The 16,260-nt window shown below is 60.2% G+C and carries 12 protein-coding genes and 1 pseudogene; 7 read left to right on the forward strand and 6 right to left on the reverse strand.

Annotated elements, in window-relative coordinates:
* Positions 1 to 328 precede the first annotated feature (328 nt).
* On the forward strand, positions 329 to 967 hold the full coding sequence (locus tag IFT87_RS19630) for a PAS domain S-box protein (protein ID WP_192191682.1): 639 nt from the start codon (positions 329 to 331) through the stop codon (positions 965 to 967).
* A 24-nt stretch (positions 968 to 991) separates the two neighbouring features.
* Here IFT87_RS19630 and IFT87_RS19635 read toward each other — a convergent pair whose 3' ends face one another.
* From IFT87_RS19635 to IFT87_RS20970, 3 genes are all read right to left on the reverse strand, one after another.
* Positions 992 to 1,435, reverse strand: coding sequence for a BLUF domain-containing protein (locus IFT87_RS19635; RefSeq protein ID WP_192191683.1), 444 nt, complete (start codon positions 1,433 to 1,435; stop codon positions 992 to 994).
* Positions 1,425 to 3,071, reverse strand: a complete 1,647-nt coding sequence (locus tag IFT87_RS19640) for a putative bifunctional diguanylate cyclase/phosphodiesterase (protein WP_192191684.1) — start codon at positions 3,069 to 3,071, stop codon at positions 1,425 to 1,427. The genes IFT87_RS19635 and IFT87_RS19640 overlap by 11 nt, the downstream gene beginning before the upstream one ends.
* 67 nt (positions 3,072 to 3,138) lie before the next feature.
* The gene (locus IFT87_RS20970) at positions 3,139 to 4,230 is read right to left on the reverse strand and encodes a diguanylate cyclase domain-containing protein (RefSeq protein WP_192191685.1); all 1,092 of its coding nucleotides are present in this window, start codon (positions 4,228 to 4,230) and stop codon (positions 3,139 to 3,141) included.
* Positions 4,231 to 4,574: 344 nt separating this feature from the next.
* On the opposite strand from IFT87_RS20970, the pseudogene IFT87_RS19650 reads away from it, so the two are divergent.
* Positions 4,575 to 4,697 (forward strand): annotated as a pseudogene (locus IFT87_RS19650) (IS3 family transposase); the annotation flags it as partial.
* 231 nt (positions 4,698 to 4,928) lie between these two features.
* Here the strand turns inward: IFT87_RS19650 and IFT87_RS19655 are convergent.
* The 3 genes from IFT87_RS19655 to IFT87_RS19665 form a co-directional block, all read right to left on the reverse strand.
* Positions 4,929 to 5,849 carry a formylglycine-generating enzyme family protein gene (locus IFT87_RS19655; RefSeq protein WP_249403476.1) on the reverse strand — a complete coding sequence of 307 codons (921 nt, stop codon included), beginning with the start codon at positions 5,847 to 5,849 and terminating at the stop codon, positions 4,929 to 4,931.
* Between the two features lie 29 nt (positions 5,850 to 5,878).
* Positions 5,879 to 8,689 (reverse strand): TonB-dependent receptor, encoded by a 2,811-nt coding sequence (locus IFT87_RS19660; protein WP_192191686.1) that lies wholly within the window; start codon positions 8,687 to 8,689, stop codon positions 5,879 to 5,881.
* An 81-nt stretch (positions 8,690 to 8,770) separates the two neighbouring features.
* Positions 8,771 to 10,396 carry a sulfatase family protein gene (locus tag IFT87_RS19665; protein WP_197975382.1) on the reverse strand — a complete coding sequence of 542 codons (1,626 nt, stop codon included), beginning with the start codon at positions 10,394 to 10,396 and terminating at the stop codon, positions 8,771 to 8,773.
* A 109-nt stretch (positions 10,397 to 10,505) separates the two neighbouring features.
* Between IFT87_RS19665 and IFT87_RS19670 the strand changes: the two genes are divergently transcribed.
* The 5 genes from IFT87_RS19670 (at position 10,506) to IFT87_RS19690 (ending at position 15,286) form a co-directional block, all read left to right on the forward strand.
* Complete coding sequence (locus IFT87_RS19670; RefSeq protein ID WP_197975383.1) at positions 10,506 to 11,549, forward strand: substrate-binding domain-containing protein; 1,044 nt, start codon at positions 10,506 to 10,508, stop codon at positions 11,547 to 11,549.
* Positions 11,546 to 12,745: a hypothetical protein gene (locus IFT87_RS19675; protein ID WP_192191688.1), complete on the forward strand. Its 1,200-nt coding sequence runs from the start codon at positions 11,546 to 11,548 to the stop codon at positions 12,743 to 12,745. Before IFT87_RS19670 ends, IFT87_RS19675 begins: the two co-directional genes overlap by 4 nt.
* 376 nt (positions 12,746 to 13,121) lie before the next feature.
* Positions 13,122 to 13,511 carry a DUF2231 domain-containing protein gene (locus IFT87_RS19680; protein WP_192191689.1) on the forward strand — a complete coding sequence of 130 codons (390 nt, stop codon included), beginning with the start codon at positions 13,122 to 13,124 and terminating at the stop codon, positions 13,509 to 13,511.
* Positions 13,508 to 14,875 (forward strand): PQQ-dependent sugar dehydrogenase, encoded by a 1,368-nt coding sequence (locus IFT87_RS19685; protein ID WP_192191690.1) that lies wholly within the window; start codon positions 13,508 to 13,510, stop codon positions 14,873 to 14,875. Before IFT87_RS19680 ends, IFT87_RS19685 begins: the two co-directional genes overlap by 4 nt.
* 33 nt (positions 14,876 to 14,908) lie before the next feature.
* Positions 14,909 to 15,286, forward strand: a complete 378-nt coding sequence (locus IFT87_RS19690) for a hypothetical protein (RefSeq protein ID WP_192191691.1) — start codon at positions 14,909 to 14,911, stop codon at positions 15,284 to 15,286.
* The last annotated feature ends 974 nt before the right edge of the window (positions 15,287 to 16,260 follow it).

Below are 16,260 nucleotides of genomic sequence, written 5' to 3' on the forward strand. Positions count from 1 at the left end.
GAAACTCCGACTACGTCGGTGGCAGTTATAGCCGCTCGCTAGCTCACGACAACCGTTCAATTTGCCGCGCCTCGAAAAGTCGTCTGGGCTTCGCGCACGCCTCAGCGCGAAGCGCTAGGGTGATGGACGCGCCCGATCGTCACCGCTCCAATCACAGAATTGCTGTGCATTTTGGATGGTTTCTAAAATGTGCTAGAAGGAGTCTGTGTCCGCGGCTAACAGAAATATACGAACTGATCGAGCCAAGTCGAGCTCGCTTAAGGGCGGCAGGACCACAGCATATTCATTTGGAAGGCGCTAAATGCCCGTCGCTCATTGTGTATCTAGTATGACAGGTATCATTTTGGACTTTGACGAGGGATTTTGTCAGCTAGTTCGACGGCGACCAGATCAGCTCGTTGGATTGTCGTATAAGGCCATCACTGCACCTGACGATCTGTTTAAGAGTAGTGAAATGCTTGTAAGTTTGATTAACAAAGCCTCGCCAACGCACATACGCAAGGGATATGTACGTCCGGATGGGAGCGTGATCAAAGCGGATCTGCTGGTGTCAAAGTTCGGTAATGAAGGGCGCTTGATAGCGACACTGTCTTGGACAGAAGGGCCGCAAGAATCGTCGCCGTCAAAGCTTTGGAAAGCCGCGTTGCGGGTCAAGCATATTTATGATGCGCGAATAATAGAGCTTGGAAAGGACCTGTTTAGTGATCATGTCGGACTGATCCTATTGCATATGTATTTGGCAGAAGCAGAAGGTCGAGTGGTCACGGCATCCCAGGTTGCCAAACTCATAAGCCTTCCCGCCCAGTCCATGGACCGTTGGGTAAAGGCACTGACGCAGCGTGGATTGCTGGAGGTCATTGACGATGCTTCGGGGTATATTCAGCTTAGCCAGGATGGTATTTTGAGGCTGGAACGCTTGTTCGCGGCGACATTAGCACCTGAAGCGCTTGCGGTCGGAGAGTCGTAACGACCAAGGAATATTCGTGGGCAACTAAACTACCGTATTCTCTTCTTCAACTGCGAGCTCACGAAGAACCGAATGCAACCTGTCGCCGCTGAGCCGAGACGGATCGAAGTCGCTTGCTGTTGCGACATTTGCGAAACGAGCGGCATTCGCGTCGGATAGGCCTACGAACCCCATCGCCCAATTCGGGAAGCTGCGCTCTGCAATTGACTCCATCGCAAGGAGGGAGACTTCGCTATGTCGATCATCCTGCTGAATCCTCTCGAACGCGATCTCCACCACGTCAAGCGGCCCCTCAAGCACTTGGGCGAAGCACCCGGCATTGAACATCAAAGCGCCGGTGATGCCGTCCCGCTCATTGTTAACACGGCTAGTTGAGAGGATGTCATCCACCTCTAATGCAAATCTGTTAGCGTCATCCGCAGTAAGGTTGCGGCTGTAATATACCAAACGATAAATGTTAGCGGACATCGCCGTCTCCTTTGCGTTTGATAGTAAGAAATGACTGGACGTCAGCTTGCGCCATTGGCCGTCCAGTAAGGTACCCTTGCACATGGGTACAGTTCTGATCACGTATGCGCTTAAGCTGCTCGGCGGTTTCGACGCCCTCGGCTGTAATTGCCATACCGAGGCTAGTTCCCAGACTGGAAACCGCTCTCAGGATGGCCTCGCTGTCGGGATCGTCGCCAGCAACGAACGAGCGGTCGATCTTAATCTTGTTAAATGGAAATTTCTGAAGGTAGCTCAGCGAGGAATAGCCCGTGCCGAAATCATCCATCGAAATTTTCACACCTAAGGCCCGCAGCGCGTGCAGTGTTGCCAGCACGTTGTCCGTGTCGGCGAGGAGGGCGCCTTCAGTAATCTCAACCTCAAGGCGTTCTGGCTTCAGCCCTGATCTGGCAAGCGCTAACGACACGGACGCGAGCAACGTGTCGGCCTTGAACTGTAGCGGCGAAACGTTGACTGCCACCACGAGATCACCAGGCCAGGCTGCCGCTTCCATACATGCCTTCAGGAGTACCCACTCCCCAATCTTCACGATAAGCCCGTTTTCTTCGGCGACGGCGATGAAGTCGAGCGGGGGCACATTGCCGCGGACAGGATGATGCCAGCGCAATAGTGCTTCAAAGCCCATCACGGTATCGGTCGAGAGATCGAGAAACGGCTGGTAGTGGAGCTCAAACTGCTTGAGCGCTAACGCGCGGCGAAGGTCGATCTCCAACTCACGGCGCTCTTGGAGAAGCGTGTCCATGCCGTGTTCGAAGAAGCGGTAGCGTCCGCGGCCTGCCCGTTTCGCCTCATAAAGTGCCAAATCAGCATTCCGAAGGAGGTCGCGAGGCTGCATCGAACCGACCCCGAGCGCTACACCGACGCTGATGCCGATGTTCACCGTGTGCCCACCGAGCACGTAGGTCCTGCCGATAAGGTCAACCAGACGTTCGGCAAGCAGCTCAGCATCGCGCGGCGAGCGGATCCCACGTTGAAGAATGACGAACTCGTCGCCTCCAAGTCTGGCAACGAGATCGTCCTTGCGCGAGGCTTTGCGCAACCTATCCGCTACCTTCTTAAGTAGCTGGTCGCCGATGCCGTGGCCCAGCGTGTCGTTGATCATTTTGAAACGATCAAGATCGAGGCAAAGCACCGCGACTGGCTCCCCCCCCTCGGCGGTGCCCGGTAATGCACGTTCAAGTGTCGCCATGAAGGTATTGCGTAAGGCTAATCCCGTCAGGTCATCTGTCTTGGCTTCCGTCTTCTCAATGGGAGCTAGGGCAACCGGCCAGAAACTAACGCAGATATTGCCCCCACCTACTGGATTGAGCAGTGCGTCGTACGCTTCGGACTGACGCGTCATGAGCCGCATGCTCGATGGGCCGTCGCCGATCGACGCAGGGCGCAGGTAGTCGGAAAAGATATCGGCCAGTGTCAGCCCGACGATCCAGCCACCAAAACTGGCCGCAGCGGTTGCATTAGCGTAGGTAATTTCACTGTTGGCATCAACGACTAGAATTGGGTGCTGCAACGATTCGAGGATCTGCGTCGATGAGACCATTTCGGCCTCGGAATTCTGCATAACGTGCTGAAACATAATCAATTGCTCCGCTGCCATGGCAGGTTAAAATTTGTTGCAAGCACGGAAATGGGTGGGCGCTACAATCAGTAGCTACTGAGCAAAGCTAGGTGGCAACAGCGCCGGGCGTCCGGCTTTCGCGAATTAAGCAACTTACAGATTGGAAACTCGAACCCTGGTCACAAGCAAGGTACAGGTTCGGCAAGGTATTTGAGGCCAGTACAGCCCGGGAACGCCCTTCTTGCTTCGCAGCGTACAATGCCCCGTCTGCATCGAGCATCAAGGTTGAGAGGTCTGGGCCTGCTTGCGACCGGATCGAGATGCCCACGCTTGCGCTGATTTTCACCGCGTTGCCGTTAACCACGAACGACGTGCCGCGTAGCCTGTCGATGAGGCGCTGCGCGGTCTGACGAGCGGTGGTAGGATCCATCTCATTGGCAAGAATGATAAATTCGTCGCCTCCAATCCGTGCAACGGCGTCCATCGTCGGCGTTACTTGTCTCATCAACTGGCTGACCTCGACTAGCAGTTGATCACCAGCCGCATGGCCGAGCGTGTCGTTGATCGTCTTGAAGCCGTCGAGGTCGATATAGAAAAGCGTGGCTCCGCTCTCAGTGCTGTCTGCACGACGAGCAACGACGTCCTCAAGACCGGCACGGTTTAACAGGCCGGTAAGCGTGTCCTGACATGCGCGACGTCCGTTCTCACGCTCTGATCGCATTGTCTGAACAAGCATCGCATTCAGCCGATAGGCGGCATGCGTCATGGCATAGATATACATCGGTATCTGCAGCGCGGTTGCGAGCATGATCAGTTTACCGGATATGACACCAGCCATGGCGCATGGCCCGAGGCTAAGCATGATCATCACCATTACGAGCCGAGGTGCCGAAAAGTTACGAAATGCCACGCCGCCAGTCATTGCTGCAGCGGAGAGCACGACAAGGGTGGCAGCAAGCCAGTCCCCACTTAGAACCGTTATGAAGCAACCATAGCCTACCGATGCGGCCCAACACACCGCCGCCAATATATAGAGATCGATATGAGCTCGTTTGCCGCTCTTCGCGGCGCGAGACCCTTTGACGAGCAGCGGAAGCCGCAGCGTAGCAAGCCCAATCTCCAGTGCAGCCCAGAACAGGAACGCCGGTGTGGGAATTCTAATGGCAACGATCGAGGAGACGAGAATCGTATTGAACACACCGCCCAGGAAGATCGGGAGCGATCCGTATAATCCTTGAACCAGGGATGGGCGGATCTCAGCTGGAACAACTCCAGCACATTCAACCAACCACCGCGTGACTGCCCAACGCGGCAGTACACCATCATCCTGTGGCATCACGATTACTCCCGGATCTCCCCCCGGGAGCTCTCCCTATTAATTGCCGTTTTGGGGTTAAATTTTGGTGAACCCGGCCCGGCGCAGTTAGAGGATTGACCTTACATGACGGGCTGAAAGCAGAGGCGCCTCGGCAAATCTGGACAGGCTGCTGAGTGGAGTTTCGGCCTGAAGGCAGCCAGCATGGCTGCCGAACAGGAGATGAGATGACGAAGCGAACACGCCGGAACCACAGGCCGGCCTTCAAGTCAAAGGTGGCCCTGGCTGCCGTGAAGGGCAAGAAGACGCTGGCCGAGCTGGCGCCGCAGTTCGACGTTCACCCGAACCAGAAGTCCGGTCATGGGTACGCGGCGCTTACCAGCTGCGGCGGCCAACGTGGGGTCGCAATTACATCGCAGATCCTCGAACGCATCTCCCTCAGATCACCAAGCACCTAGCCAGATCAAAGGGCGGGCCGATGAATGAGCGTCCAAAGATCGGAGCCGTCTTAGTACCGTTGAATGGCGGCTTGTGGGTCCTTTCGGAAGATGAGGTTTTCAACAGGCGTGCGTCATGCATTCCTAGGAGTTAGCATCGACCGCGCACCTGAACCCGATATGGACCGATGCGGTGTCGACCATTTGCGCCTGCCGCGCTGCTGGCCGATATCGCGCACAGTAATTCGGCGCGCACAGGAACGAGCCGCCTTTCAGAACGCGTCTTGGAATACGGATGGGTGGCTGTTCGGGGTCGTAGCTATCGTCCGGTGCCAGGCAGCACGAGGAGGCGGGACGCGTGTGGCAATCCGTTCGATACCAGTCGCTGGTCCATTCCCAGACGTTGCCGATCATGTCGACCAGACCATAGCCGTTGCTCGGGAAGCTGCCGACGCGGGTGGTGAGATGTCCCTTGGGACGGCGATCGCGGTGCGGGAACTCGCCCATCCAGATATTGGCCATGCGCTTGCCGCCCGGCGCCATCTCATTGCCCCAGGCGTACGTGGCTTTCTCGATACCGCCGCGCGCGGCGCGTTCCCATTCCGCCTCGGTCGGCAGCCGCTTGCCCGCCCAGGCGGCATAAGCGGCCGCATCCTCATGGGCGACGCAGGTGACGGGATGATCAAGGCGGCCGGCGAACACCGTGGTCGCTGCCTCGGGCCGGCGCCACTGTGCGTCCGGGACATAGACCCACCAGTCACCTACGTTCCGAGCGGATGCCCCACCGCGGGGCGCACGGAATACCAGCGCCCCGGGCACGAGCCGATCTGCGCCGACGCCGGGATAGTCCGCTGGATCGAGCGGACGCTCGGCAACCGTTACATAGCCGGTGGCGGCAACGAACCGCGCGAATTGTCGGTTGGTGACCGGATGCCGGTCGATGCGGAACGCGTCGACTTCCACCGGGCGCACCGGACCTTCTTCCGGGTAGTGATCCTCCGCGCCCATCCAGAACACGCCCGACGGCACGGTCATCATCGGATTCGGGTCGGCAATGTCGGTCATCGCGTCTCGCCTTCAAGGTTGCTCGCGCGTCAGAACTTGCCACGCACGCCGATTGCGTAGCGGCGATCGGCAATCCGTTCCTGCCCGATCGGCCCATCGATGAATATCGCCCGCTCGCGATTGGGCTGGTTGGTGAGGTTGACGCCCGAGAAGGTGATTGCGAATTGCGGGTTGATGTCGACCGATACAGTTGCGTTCAGCTGGCTGCGTTCGTCCTGGTACAGGGGCAGGTTGTTGGTCAGATCGACCGCCTCGACGCGCAGAAACGGGTCGCGAAAGGTGTAGCGGACGCGCGCATTGATACCGTATTTCTCGTAGAACAGCGTCAGGTTATAGTTATTTTTCGAAAGGTCGCGCAGCGGCAGCTCGAATTGCTGGGCGACCCCGCCTGTCGCGAACCCCGGCACGGTGAACGTCGTCTCGCGCTTGCCGTCCTGATAGGTGTAGTTGGCGATGATCCCCAGGCCGTCTAGTCCTTCGGGCAGATAGGTGAAGCTGTGCTGGAAATTGACCTCCAGCCCCTTGAGCGTCGCGCCGCCTGCATTGACGGGCTGGTTGATGCCGACGCATTCGCCGACCGCTCCGGATTGGTCGATCGACACCGGGTTGAAAATCCCCGTTGCGCAGTTGTTCGGATCGAACGGCCCGCGCGCCGGATTGATCAGCGTGGGTGCGACCGCGACCGTCGTTACCAGGTTCTGGTACTTCTTGTAAAAGCCGCCGATCGACAACAGGCTGTTCCGATCGAAGTACCACTCGACCGCGGCGTCATATTGATCGACCGTCTGCGGTCGCAGATTGGGGTTGCCGGCGCTGACATAGACGTCGAGCAGCGGGAACTGCACGGTCGGCGACAACTGGCCGAAGTCCGGCCGCCGCAGCGAGCGGCCATAGGACGCCCGCATCAGCACCGACTGAACTGGCTCGGCGGTCAGGACCGCGTTGGGGAGCCAGTAGGTATAATTCTGCCGAACATCGAGGTCGCCTGCGACGCCGTTCGCCAGCGTGACGCCCGATGCCGTCTGGCTGGTGCGTACGACGCGCACGCCGGCGTTGCCGCGCAGGCCGATAGAGCCGATCTGCGTGTCGAGATTCACGCGCAGATAGCCCGCGTAGCTCTCTTCCTTCACGCGGAAACGCGCGCTCAGATCCTCGGGCGGCACGGCCGCCAGCCCCAGCGCCTGGCGGACGTCGCCGGGGTTCCGGGTCAGCAGGCCCGACGGCACGACGAAGCCACCCAGATACTGGTCGCCGGTAAAGTTGAAGAAGTCGGTCGGGGCTGTCGCATACAAGTCCGGCCGGCTGGCGGCGGTGATGCCGGGGAACTGGCGCGACGCCTGGGTCGTGCGACGGCGGCGGGAATCAGTCTGGTTGAACCGCGCGCCGGCCTGGATCGATCGGATCGGGCCGAGATCGGCCTTCCATTCCAGGTCCAGCCGCTGGGCATTCTCGATGTTGCGGAAATAGCTGGCGTTGTCGCGACCGATGAACGTCTGGTAATAGGCGGGGTTGCCGATGTTCGCGAACAACGGGCTCGACGTATCCGGAGCGAAGAACAGGTCTTTGCCGGTGATATCGAACAGGAAGGGCGGGCTGATCCGGCCGTTGGCGTTGCCGAAATTGGCGCTCGCCGGATTGTTGTACTGGCTGACCAGCTGAAAATTGGCGTCGGTCGTGTCGGATCCGGCGCGGCTTGCCTCCGCCTTGATCGTCAGGTCGCCGAATTCCCATTCGGCGCCGCCGGCGGCAAGATAGGACCGGGTGTCGCGCAACGGGCTGTTGTTCTGTGGCCGAAACTGGGTGCCGCCGATCTTGCCGCTGACCAGCTGGTCATAGCTGAAGCCGCTCGCGTCGCGGCTTTCGATCACGCGGTCGCCGGGGAATGCCAGCTCGGCGACATCGGCGGTCTGCTGGATGAACACGCCGGCCTCGTTGCCGACGATTCGCTGGTCGACATAGGTACCGTCGAGGAACAGCTTCAGGTTGCTGGCCGCCTGCCATTCGACTGAGCCGCTGGCCGATGCGTTGCGGCGATCCCGGGTCGAGAAGAATTGCTGTGCATAATTGGGCCGCAGATAGGGGTCGGCGGTGCCATCCCCGTCGAGGTCGACCCCGGTGCGCGCGGCATAGCGTACGTTGAGCACATCCTCGCGAACAGACTGTTCGCCATAGGCCCCTGAGACGACGACCCCGATGTCACCGATGCCGGTTTCGAACGTACGCCCAAACACGGCGGACACGCGCGGATTGAACGCGTCGGCATTCTCCGCATATTCCATGTCCGCGCGAATCGAGGCGATCGGCTTGCGCAGGCCCAGCCCGCGATAGGTGCGCAGGTCGACGATGCCGCCGACCGACCCTTCGATCTGATCGGCGGTCGCGACCTTGGTCACGCTGACCGAGGCGATCAGTTCGGCGGGTAGGTCGTCGAAGCTGATGCCGCCGCGCGCATCGCCCGACGGGGTGGTCGCGCGCCCGTTGATCAAAACGAGGTTCTGGTTCGACCCGCGGATCGACACGTTGCTGCCGACACCCTGCGAACGGTCGATCTGCACGCCGCTGACATTCTCCAGCACTTCGGCCAGGTTCTGGTCGGGAAGCTTGCCGACGTCCTGCGCATTGATGACGTCGACGATCGTGTCCGACGCGCGCTTTTCGTTGATGGCGCTGGCCAGGCTGGCCCGGATACCGGTGACGACGATTTCGGCTTCGGCGGCCGGCTGCTGCTGCGCGGCGACTGTTGCCTCCTGTGCGAACGCCGGACCGGCGATCAGCGCCGATACCGCCGCGCCTGTCCCCATTGCAGCCCGCAAACGGCGTTTCAGTGTCGAACCACTCATGATGACATCCCCCTTATCCACCGGCTGTTCGCCGTATGCTGGGGAGGCCCATACCGTGGTCGAACCGCTATGACAATATTGTCATTGCGTTCGCCGGCCGCCTTCTGTCTTGGTTGCGTCGGTTAGATCGGCTTCTTTACCGTTGCGCAGCCAGCGCTGGGGAAACTGGGCTGCGGTGGATCCATCGCGACGGCGGAAGGTAGATCCTTCGCCAAGGCGTTCGGTAAAGTTCACGTGATGACCGCCGCCGCGTGCATTCAGTTGCCCGAACAAGTCGCGGCGCATCGCCGTTACGACAGGCTGCAGATCCTTTGACGCGATCAGGTTCCGGGTTTCCTGCGGATCGGCCTGAATGTCGTAAAGCTCCTCGGTGTCCCAGACGCCGTGATACTGGATCAGCTTGTACCGGTCCCCGCGCAGCGCGAAGGTGGTGGGGGTCTGTGGATAGTTATATTCCCAGTAATATTCGTAAAGCAGCGAACTTCGCCACGGGCGGGCAGGGGCTTGCCCTTCAAGCTGCGGTACGAAGCTCGCGCCGGAGAATTGCGCGGGGCGCGCGACGCCGGCCAGATCGAGGATCGTCGGCGCGATGTCCAGATTGGCGACCATGTCCGTCACCGTCTTGCCGCGCTGGATCACACCCGGGCCGTAGGCGATCAGCGGAACGCGCATCGATTCCTCATACGCGTTGCGCTTGTCGATCAGCCCATGTTCGCCGAACATGAACCCATTGTCGCCCATGAACATGACGACGGTATTGTCGAGCAGCCCGTTCTTGCGGAGATGGTCGAGCAATCGGCCGGTGGATTCATCAACAGCGGCCAGCGTCTGATGATATCGGCGTTTGTATTCCTTGAGATCGAGTGTTGAATGATAGGGAAATTCGACGCCATGCCAGCTGTTGCGCTGGTCATGCACCCAACGGGGCTTGCCGTCGCTGTCTGGTGACTTTGTCTCGTCATACGTTGCCGGCAAGGCGATCGGAGTATTCCTGTACAACTCTTTGTGCCGCGTCGCCGGTTGGAAATCGGCATGCAGCGCCTTGTGCGAAAGGTACAGGAAGAACGGTTTCTTTGCGTCGCGCTGCTTAAGCCAGTCGAGCGCGTAATTAGTCAATTCGTCGGTGATATAGCCCTTTTGCGGTACGTGCCGCCCATCGACGTTCAACTGTGCGGTGCTGCCATCAGCCAGTCTTGGCCAATAGACACCCTGACCTTCGAAACTCACCCAGTGATCGAAGCCGGGGCGCGGGTCGTCGTTCAGTGCGCCCATATGCCATTTGCCGAAGAACGCGGTTTGATACCCCGCTTTCTGCAGATATTGCGGGAAGTAGATCTGGCCGCTCTCGTCGCCGGCATTGTTGTCGACGATGCCGTGGTCGTGCATGTACTCGCCGGTCAGGATGGTCGCCCGACTGGGCGAACATAGCGATGACGTGACGAAGGCGTTCTTCAGATGGACGCCGTCCCGTGCCATTCGGTCGAGCACCGGGGTGCGGATCTCGCGGTTCATGAACCCGAGTTCGTCGTAACGCTGATCATCCGTCAGGATAAAAATTATGTTCGGATGGCGCGCCGCCGGTGCTTCTTTCGCGGCGCGTACCACCGCCGGTCCTGATGGGCGAGCATGGGCCGGCACGTGGATCATCGCCAGCACTAAAATACTTGCGCTGCGCATCGTGCGCCAAGTGCATGTACCGGATTTCATACGCCGTCCCCCCGCTCAAGCATTGACCGATGCGTGTCTGCCCCGCATCCCTAACAGGCCAATTCGTATTCGACAATATTGTCGGTGCAAGTAGAGGAATCGGGGTACCGTGACGCAGTCCAGTCGACCAAAGCGGTCAACCCTTGCGGACATTGCCGCGGCTGCGGGCGTGTCGATCAAGACGGCATCGCGCGTCATTCGTCACGAGCCAGTGGCGGCGGCAACCCGGGAGCGGGTAGAACGCGCGGTGGCGGAACTGGGATACCGACCGATCACCGCGCCACGTAGCGCGGCCAGCGATCGTTCGTACCTGATCGGCCTGCTCCACTTTCCGCCGATTGCGACGTTCGTGTCCGGCCTGATCATGGGTGCCAGTGAACGCGCTCGGCAGGAAGGATATCATCTTGTCGTTGAGGCATGCTCGGTCGGAACATCTGACGAGCGCGCGAGATGGGTACGGCAACTGGTCATTCAGTCCAACCTTGATGCTATGATCCTGGCTCCGCCGCTGGGTGACGATCCTGTTATCTTGGCGACGCTGGCCGAACTGGCGCTACCGACATGCAGCATCGCGCCGGGTGACATCTCCCCCAACTATCCTTCGGTCGCGATCGACGATCGCGGCGCGGCACGGGAGGTCACAGAGCGGCTGCTGAAATGGGGGCACCGCCACGTGGCATTCCTGACTGGCGCGGGGGGGCGCACCACGACAACCCGCCGCCTCGCCGGTTTTCGAGATGCCGTCGCCAAATTCCCTGAAGCACGTGCGACGGTGGTCGAGGGCGATTACAAATTTCGCTCGGGGTTTGAGGCAGGGCAGGAATTGCTGTCAGGCAAGGATGTGCCAACCGCCGTATTTGCCAGCAACGACGAAATGGCGGCAGGTATCCTGGTGGCCGCGCACAAGCTGGGGCTGGCAATGCCGAGCCAGTTGTCGGTATTCGGGTTCGACGACGATGTAATCGCCAACGCGGTATGGCCGGCTTTGTCCACTGTGCGCCAGCCGGTTCACGAAATGGGTAGCGCCGCGATCGCGCTATTGGTCGAAGGATCGCTTAGGCCCTCCGCGGGAGCCGGTGACGTGCCCTTGCACCAGCAAATCCCGTATGAGATCATAGAGAGAGAGACCAGCGGTCCGGCGCCAAATCCGTGACCAAAGCATGGCAAGGCTGTGACGCCGTTCGCCCCTATCGTCGCGCCTATCTCGGCTGGCACGGTCTTGCATGGGCCGGTGCGACGATCGCCTATCAGCCATTTCTTTCGTTCCTGCTGCCACTCAAGATCATCGGGATCGGCGGGCATCCCGATCCGATATTGCTCAGTAAGGCGGTCCTTCTGGGCGGGGTGACTGCGGGGTTTGCCAATTTAGGTTGGGGGCTCGTCGGCGACCGTGTCGTGGCGCGGGGCGGCGGGCGGCGATGGTTGATCTTAGCGGGACTGGTTGGGGTTCTACTTAGCTATGTCATGCTTGCACTGGCCAGCACGCCTACGGGATTGCTCTTGGCGCTTTTCGGCTTTCAACTCGTGCTGAACCTCTTGTTGTCGGCGCTGGTCGCAACCGCGGCGGACGAGGTGCCTGTTCATGACAAGGGACTGTTAGGGGGCGTACTGTGCATCGGCGCGCCCGCCGGTGCACTGGTCAGCGTGGTCACTACGTTGCCTGGCATGTCGGTTGAGCGCGGACTGCTCTGGATCGCGGCCATGATCACGATACTTGTTTTACCCTACGCTCTTCAACAACGGTACCCGGTGCAGAGGGGGCCTCAGCAATCGCCAACGACTGTGGGGGAACCCGCCGAAGCGCAAAGTTTCATGCTGTTATGGCTGGTCCGCTTGCTCTTACAAATTGCGAGCAAGGCAGTCTTTTTCTTTCTCATCTATTATTTTGCTGAAACTGTTGGGCAAGTCCTGCCAGCCGCGATCGCGCAACTGACTTTGATCGCCGCCCTCATCGCACCGCCCGCCGCGTTGTTCCTGGGGCGAGTGTCCGACCAGTACGGCTGCCACCGCGTGGTGCTGTTGGCAATGATCGCCGTCATGGCGAGCGGGTTGGTAATCATGGCGATACAAAGAGACTTGGTATCTGCAGTATTAGGATACCTCGTGTTCGCAAGCTCCGCAGCGATCAGTCTCTCGCTTCACTCGGGATATTCGATGCTCCGGCTACCTGTCGGGTTGGCCAGCGGGAAAGGACTAGGTTTGCTGAATCTCGCAAACACGTTACCGGCGGTTGCGGTTGCCGCTCTTGGCACGGCCATAGTGCCCCAGCATGGATATAGAACGCTATGCTGGATCCTTGCCGGTGCGGTAGTGGTGGCGGGCAGTTTCTTGATCCCGCGCAAACCCTGAGGCAGATCGGCCTTCTATGGTAACAGCTTGGAACCGATAGCGGACAGCGAGGCGGCGGTCTGCTCGAGTGCTTAGCGTCACGGAGTCAACCTGAACGGGCGTCTGATTTCAAGGAGGGAACAAGACTTCCTAAGCGTCTGTTTGTGGGTCAACAGCCCGTCGACAAGCCGTAGCGCAGATTTGCCGGATCGCTCTGTACAGCGGGCGTAGAAACATGATCTAGCGGATTCGCACGAGCATGCATTAACATCACGCCAGTGCGGGAACCCTCATCGCTACCGGTCGTAGATCCGGCAGTTTAACGGCGAGGATCTAATCAATGGCGAGAAGCGTAGCTTCAACTTCGGTCAGGCTTCTCGGGCCTAACGCGCATCCGTTGTATCCGGCGCTGTTGCCGGTCCCGATCCTCTGCTTCGTTGGCGCGCTGATCACCGATCTAGCTTATATCGCCAGTGCCGACATGATGTGGCTCGACTTCTCGTCCTGGTTGCTACTCGCGGGTCTGATTGGGGGCGGCCTTGCGGGTGTCCTGTTGATCGTCGAATTGGTCCGCGCGCGCGAACGACGCGCGCTCTTGCCACACTTCGTTTTCCTGCTCACCGCCTGGGTGATCGAGGTCTTCAACTCGTTCATCCACGCGCGCGACGGATGGACCGCTGTAGTACCGTCGGGATTGTCGCTTTCCATCGTCGCTACCGTGCTCGGCCTGCTCGCCGGCTGGTTTTGGCAGTCTGCTCGTCACCGCTCGGTGGAGATCGTACGATGACCCGCACTCTGATCACGACCTTTTGCGTGCTGCCCCTTGCCGCGTGCGGAAGCGGACAGGCGATCGATCCGAACAACCAATTTGGCGCCAATCCGCTGCTGCCCGCGCCGCATGAGCAGCTTGTGGCGGACGTAGGCGTATTCGAGACAGTCGGCTGGCAAAACGGCGAAACGCCGACGGTGCCCGTCGGCTTTCAAATTGCTGCGGTTGCTCAACACCTGTCCAATCCGCGTAACGTCCTGGCGCTGCCCAACGGTGACGTGCTGATCGTCGAATCGCGCAACGAGAGTGGCGAGCCGGTGCAGCGGCCCAAGGACCCGATCCGCGACTGGATCATGTCGCGGGCGCATTCACAAACAAAGAGCGGGCAAGCACCGCTGGCGAGCAACCGGATAACGTTGGTCCGCGACGCGAACGGCGACGGCCGGCCGGAACTCCGCTCGGTCCTCGTCGATCATTTGCACGCGCCGTTCGGCATCGCGGTACTAGGCGGCTTCCTGTACGTGGCGAACACCGACGCGATCGTCCGCTACCCGTTCACGCCGGGCGAAACGCGGATCACCGCGCCCGGGACGAAGCTGGTCGATCTGCCCGCCGGCTCGATCAACCACCATTGGACCAAGAGCCTCGTAGCGAGCCCGGATGGATCGCGGCTCTTCGTCAGCGTCGGTTCGAACAGCAATGCCATGGAGCGCGGGTCCGATGCCGAACGGGATCGGGCGGCGATCCACGCGGTCGATCCGCGGACCGGGCTTATGAAGACGTTCGCGACCGGCCTGCGCAACCCCAACGGCCTCACTTTCTATCCGGGCTCCAATACTCTGTGGACGGTAGTCAACGAGCGCGATGAGCTCGGCCCCAACCTCGTGCCCGATTACATGACGTCGGTTCGTCCGGGCGGCTTCTATGGCTGGCCCTACAGCTATTATGGCCAGCATGTAGACCCACGCGTGCGCCCGCAGCGTCCCGATTTGGTCACCCGCGCGATCCGGCCCGACTATGCGTTGAGCTCGCATGTCGCGGCGCTCGGGCTGACATTCTACACGGGCGCCAGCTTTCCAGATCGGTTCCGCGGCGGTGCGTTCGTAGGCGAGCACGGCAGCTGGAACCGCACCGATCCGCATGGCTACAAGGTCGCGTTCATCGGTTTCCGTGACGCGCGCCCGACCGGCAATCCGCAGGATTTCGTCACAGGCTTCCTTAAGGACGGCAAGGCCCACGGCCGTCCCGTGGGGGTAGCGATCGATCGGACCGGCGCGCTTCTGATCGCCGATGACGTTGGCAACACAGTCTGGCGGGTCAGCTATACCGGCAATCGCATAGCGTCGCGGTCGTCGTCTGCATCGGGTGCCGGCACGCTGTAGCGGATCGGGGTGGGGACATTTCGGGGAATCCTGATGTCGTGCATCCTGTTGCAAAGATTGTCCGCGCTGGCGGTGCTGACGGAGGTGCTGATGGCGGTACCCTCACCGACCGACGCACAGCAGGTGCCGGCCATCGACACCGAGGATACCTCGCTGGTGTCCGCGTCAGTTGGCAGCGGCCGCGTGCATCCGTCGATGGCGCCCGACGTGCGCAACAGTGATTTTGCGCGGGGCAATTATGACAACGACGAGGCAGACCTGGATCGATTGCCCGTCATCTCCAGCTTCGCTTTGCGGCCGAACCCCACCGAAACGCCCAAGACGAAGCGGACCTCTTTCTGGGAATCAACGGTTCGAACGTGTTCACGCCCCGGTGTCGGCAGAGCGTACCGCGCCGCGTGCATGGTATGAAAGCAACAACGCCATCGCACTGGTGGCGTCGCCCGCAAAGGATCTGCACACCGGCGTCGTCTACACGATCAAGGCCAGTCCGAACGGTGTATCCTCCACGCCCCATGAAATGAGCCTGACCAGCACGCTGGGTGGTGAATCGGCCCTCGGCGCCTTGTCACCGACCACAGTCGTGACCTGGCGGCCCAAGGGCGGGGCGGTCTGTTCACTCAGGTCGGCCTCGAGCCATCGGTTCCCCTGACGCAGCGGGACGACGGACCGGCGATCAGCTTCCCTGCATTGGCGGCTATACGCTGGGACCATTTCTACGAAGCGGGCACCGCCGACGTGCCGTACGGCGGCATCGGTGCCGCCAATTCACCCCCCGTCGAGGCGGGCGGTGCCAGATGGCAGTTCCGCGCCGAAGCGCTTGCAGTCGTACGAAGCGACACGTTGCGGCACCTCGGCGGTCCGGAGGCCGAACATGACAAGGGAGTGCCAATAGCGACCGTAAGCCTTCGGCTCACTTACCGATATTTTTAGCTTGCTGCTGCTGCAATGGTATAGCTTTGCTCACCGCAGAACTACAGCGTGTCCCGCACCGTTGATCAAGATGACGCCCGAAGTGCCGCTCTTCCAACTGAATGAACGACTGAAGATGAAAAACAGCCGACCCGCGTTGAATGTCCGGAAGTAGGTCTTAGTGAGACTTGGGGCGACGGCCCGAAACGGGTTTCGTCGAAGGCCCGAACTCCGAACCAGCAGGATGCGGGTTCCTGCCCGCGAGATACTAAGAATCAACGTCACTGCCCAGAACCTGTCAGAGCGATAGCGAAAATCGGCTAAAAGACATCGGTCCTTTGAAGGTACACCTTTGCTGAACCTGCCGGGTTTAACAAACGGGCCAGCTTAACGAACTCCGATGCGCAAGTTGTTGTTGCCCCCTAAAGGCCTGACAGAGCCTCGCAGGTTTGCGCGATGAACTCGCGTGGGGA

Origin of the sequence: Sphingomonas sp. CFBP 8765, assembly GCF_014841445.1 — a bacterium.
Lineage (GTDB): Bacteria > Pseudomonadota > Alphaproteobacteria > Sphingomonadales > Sphingomonadaceae > Sphingomonas > Sphingomonas aerolata.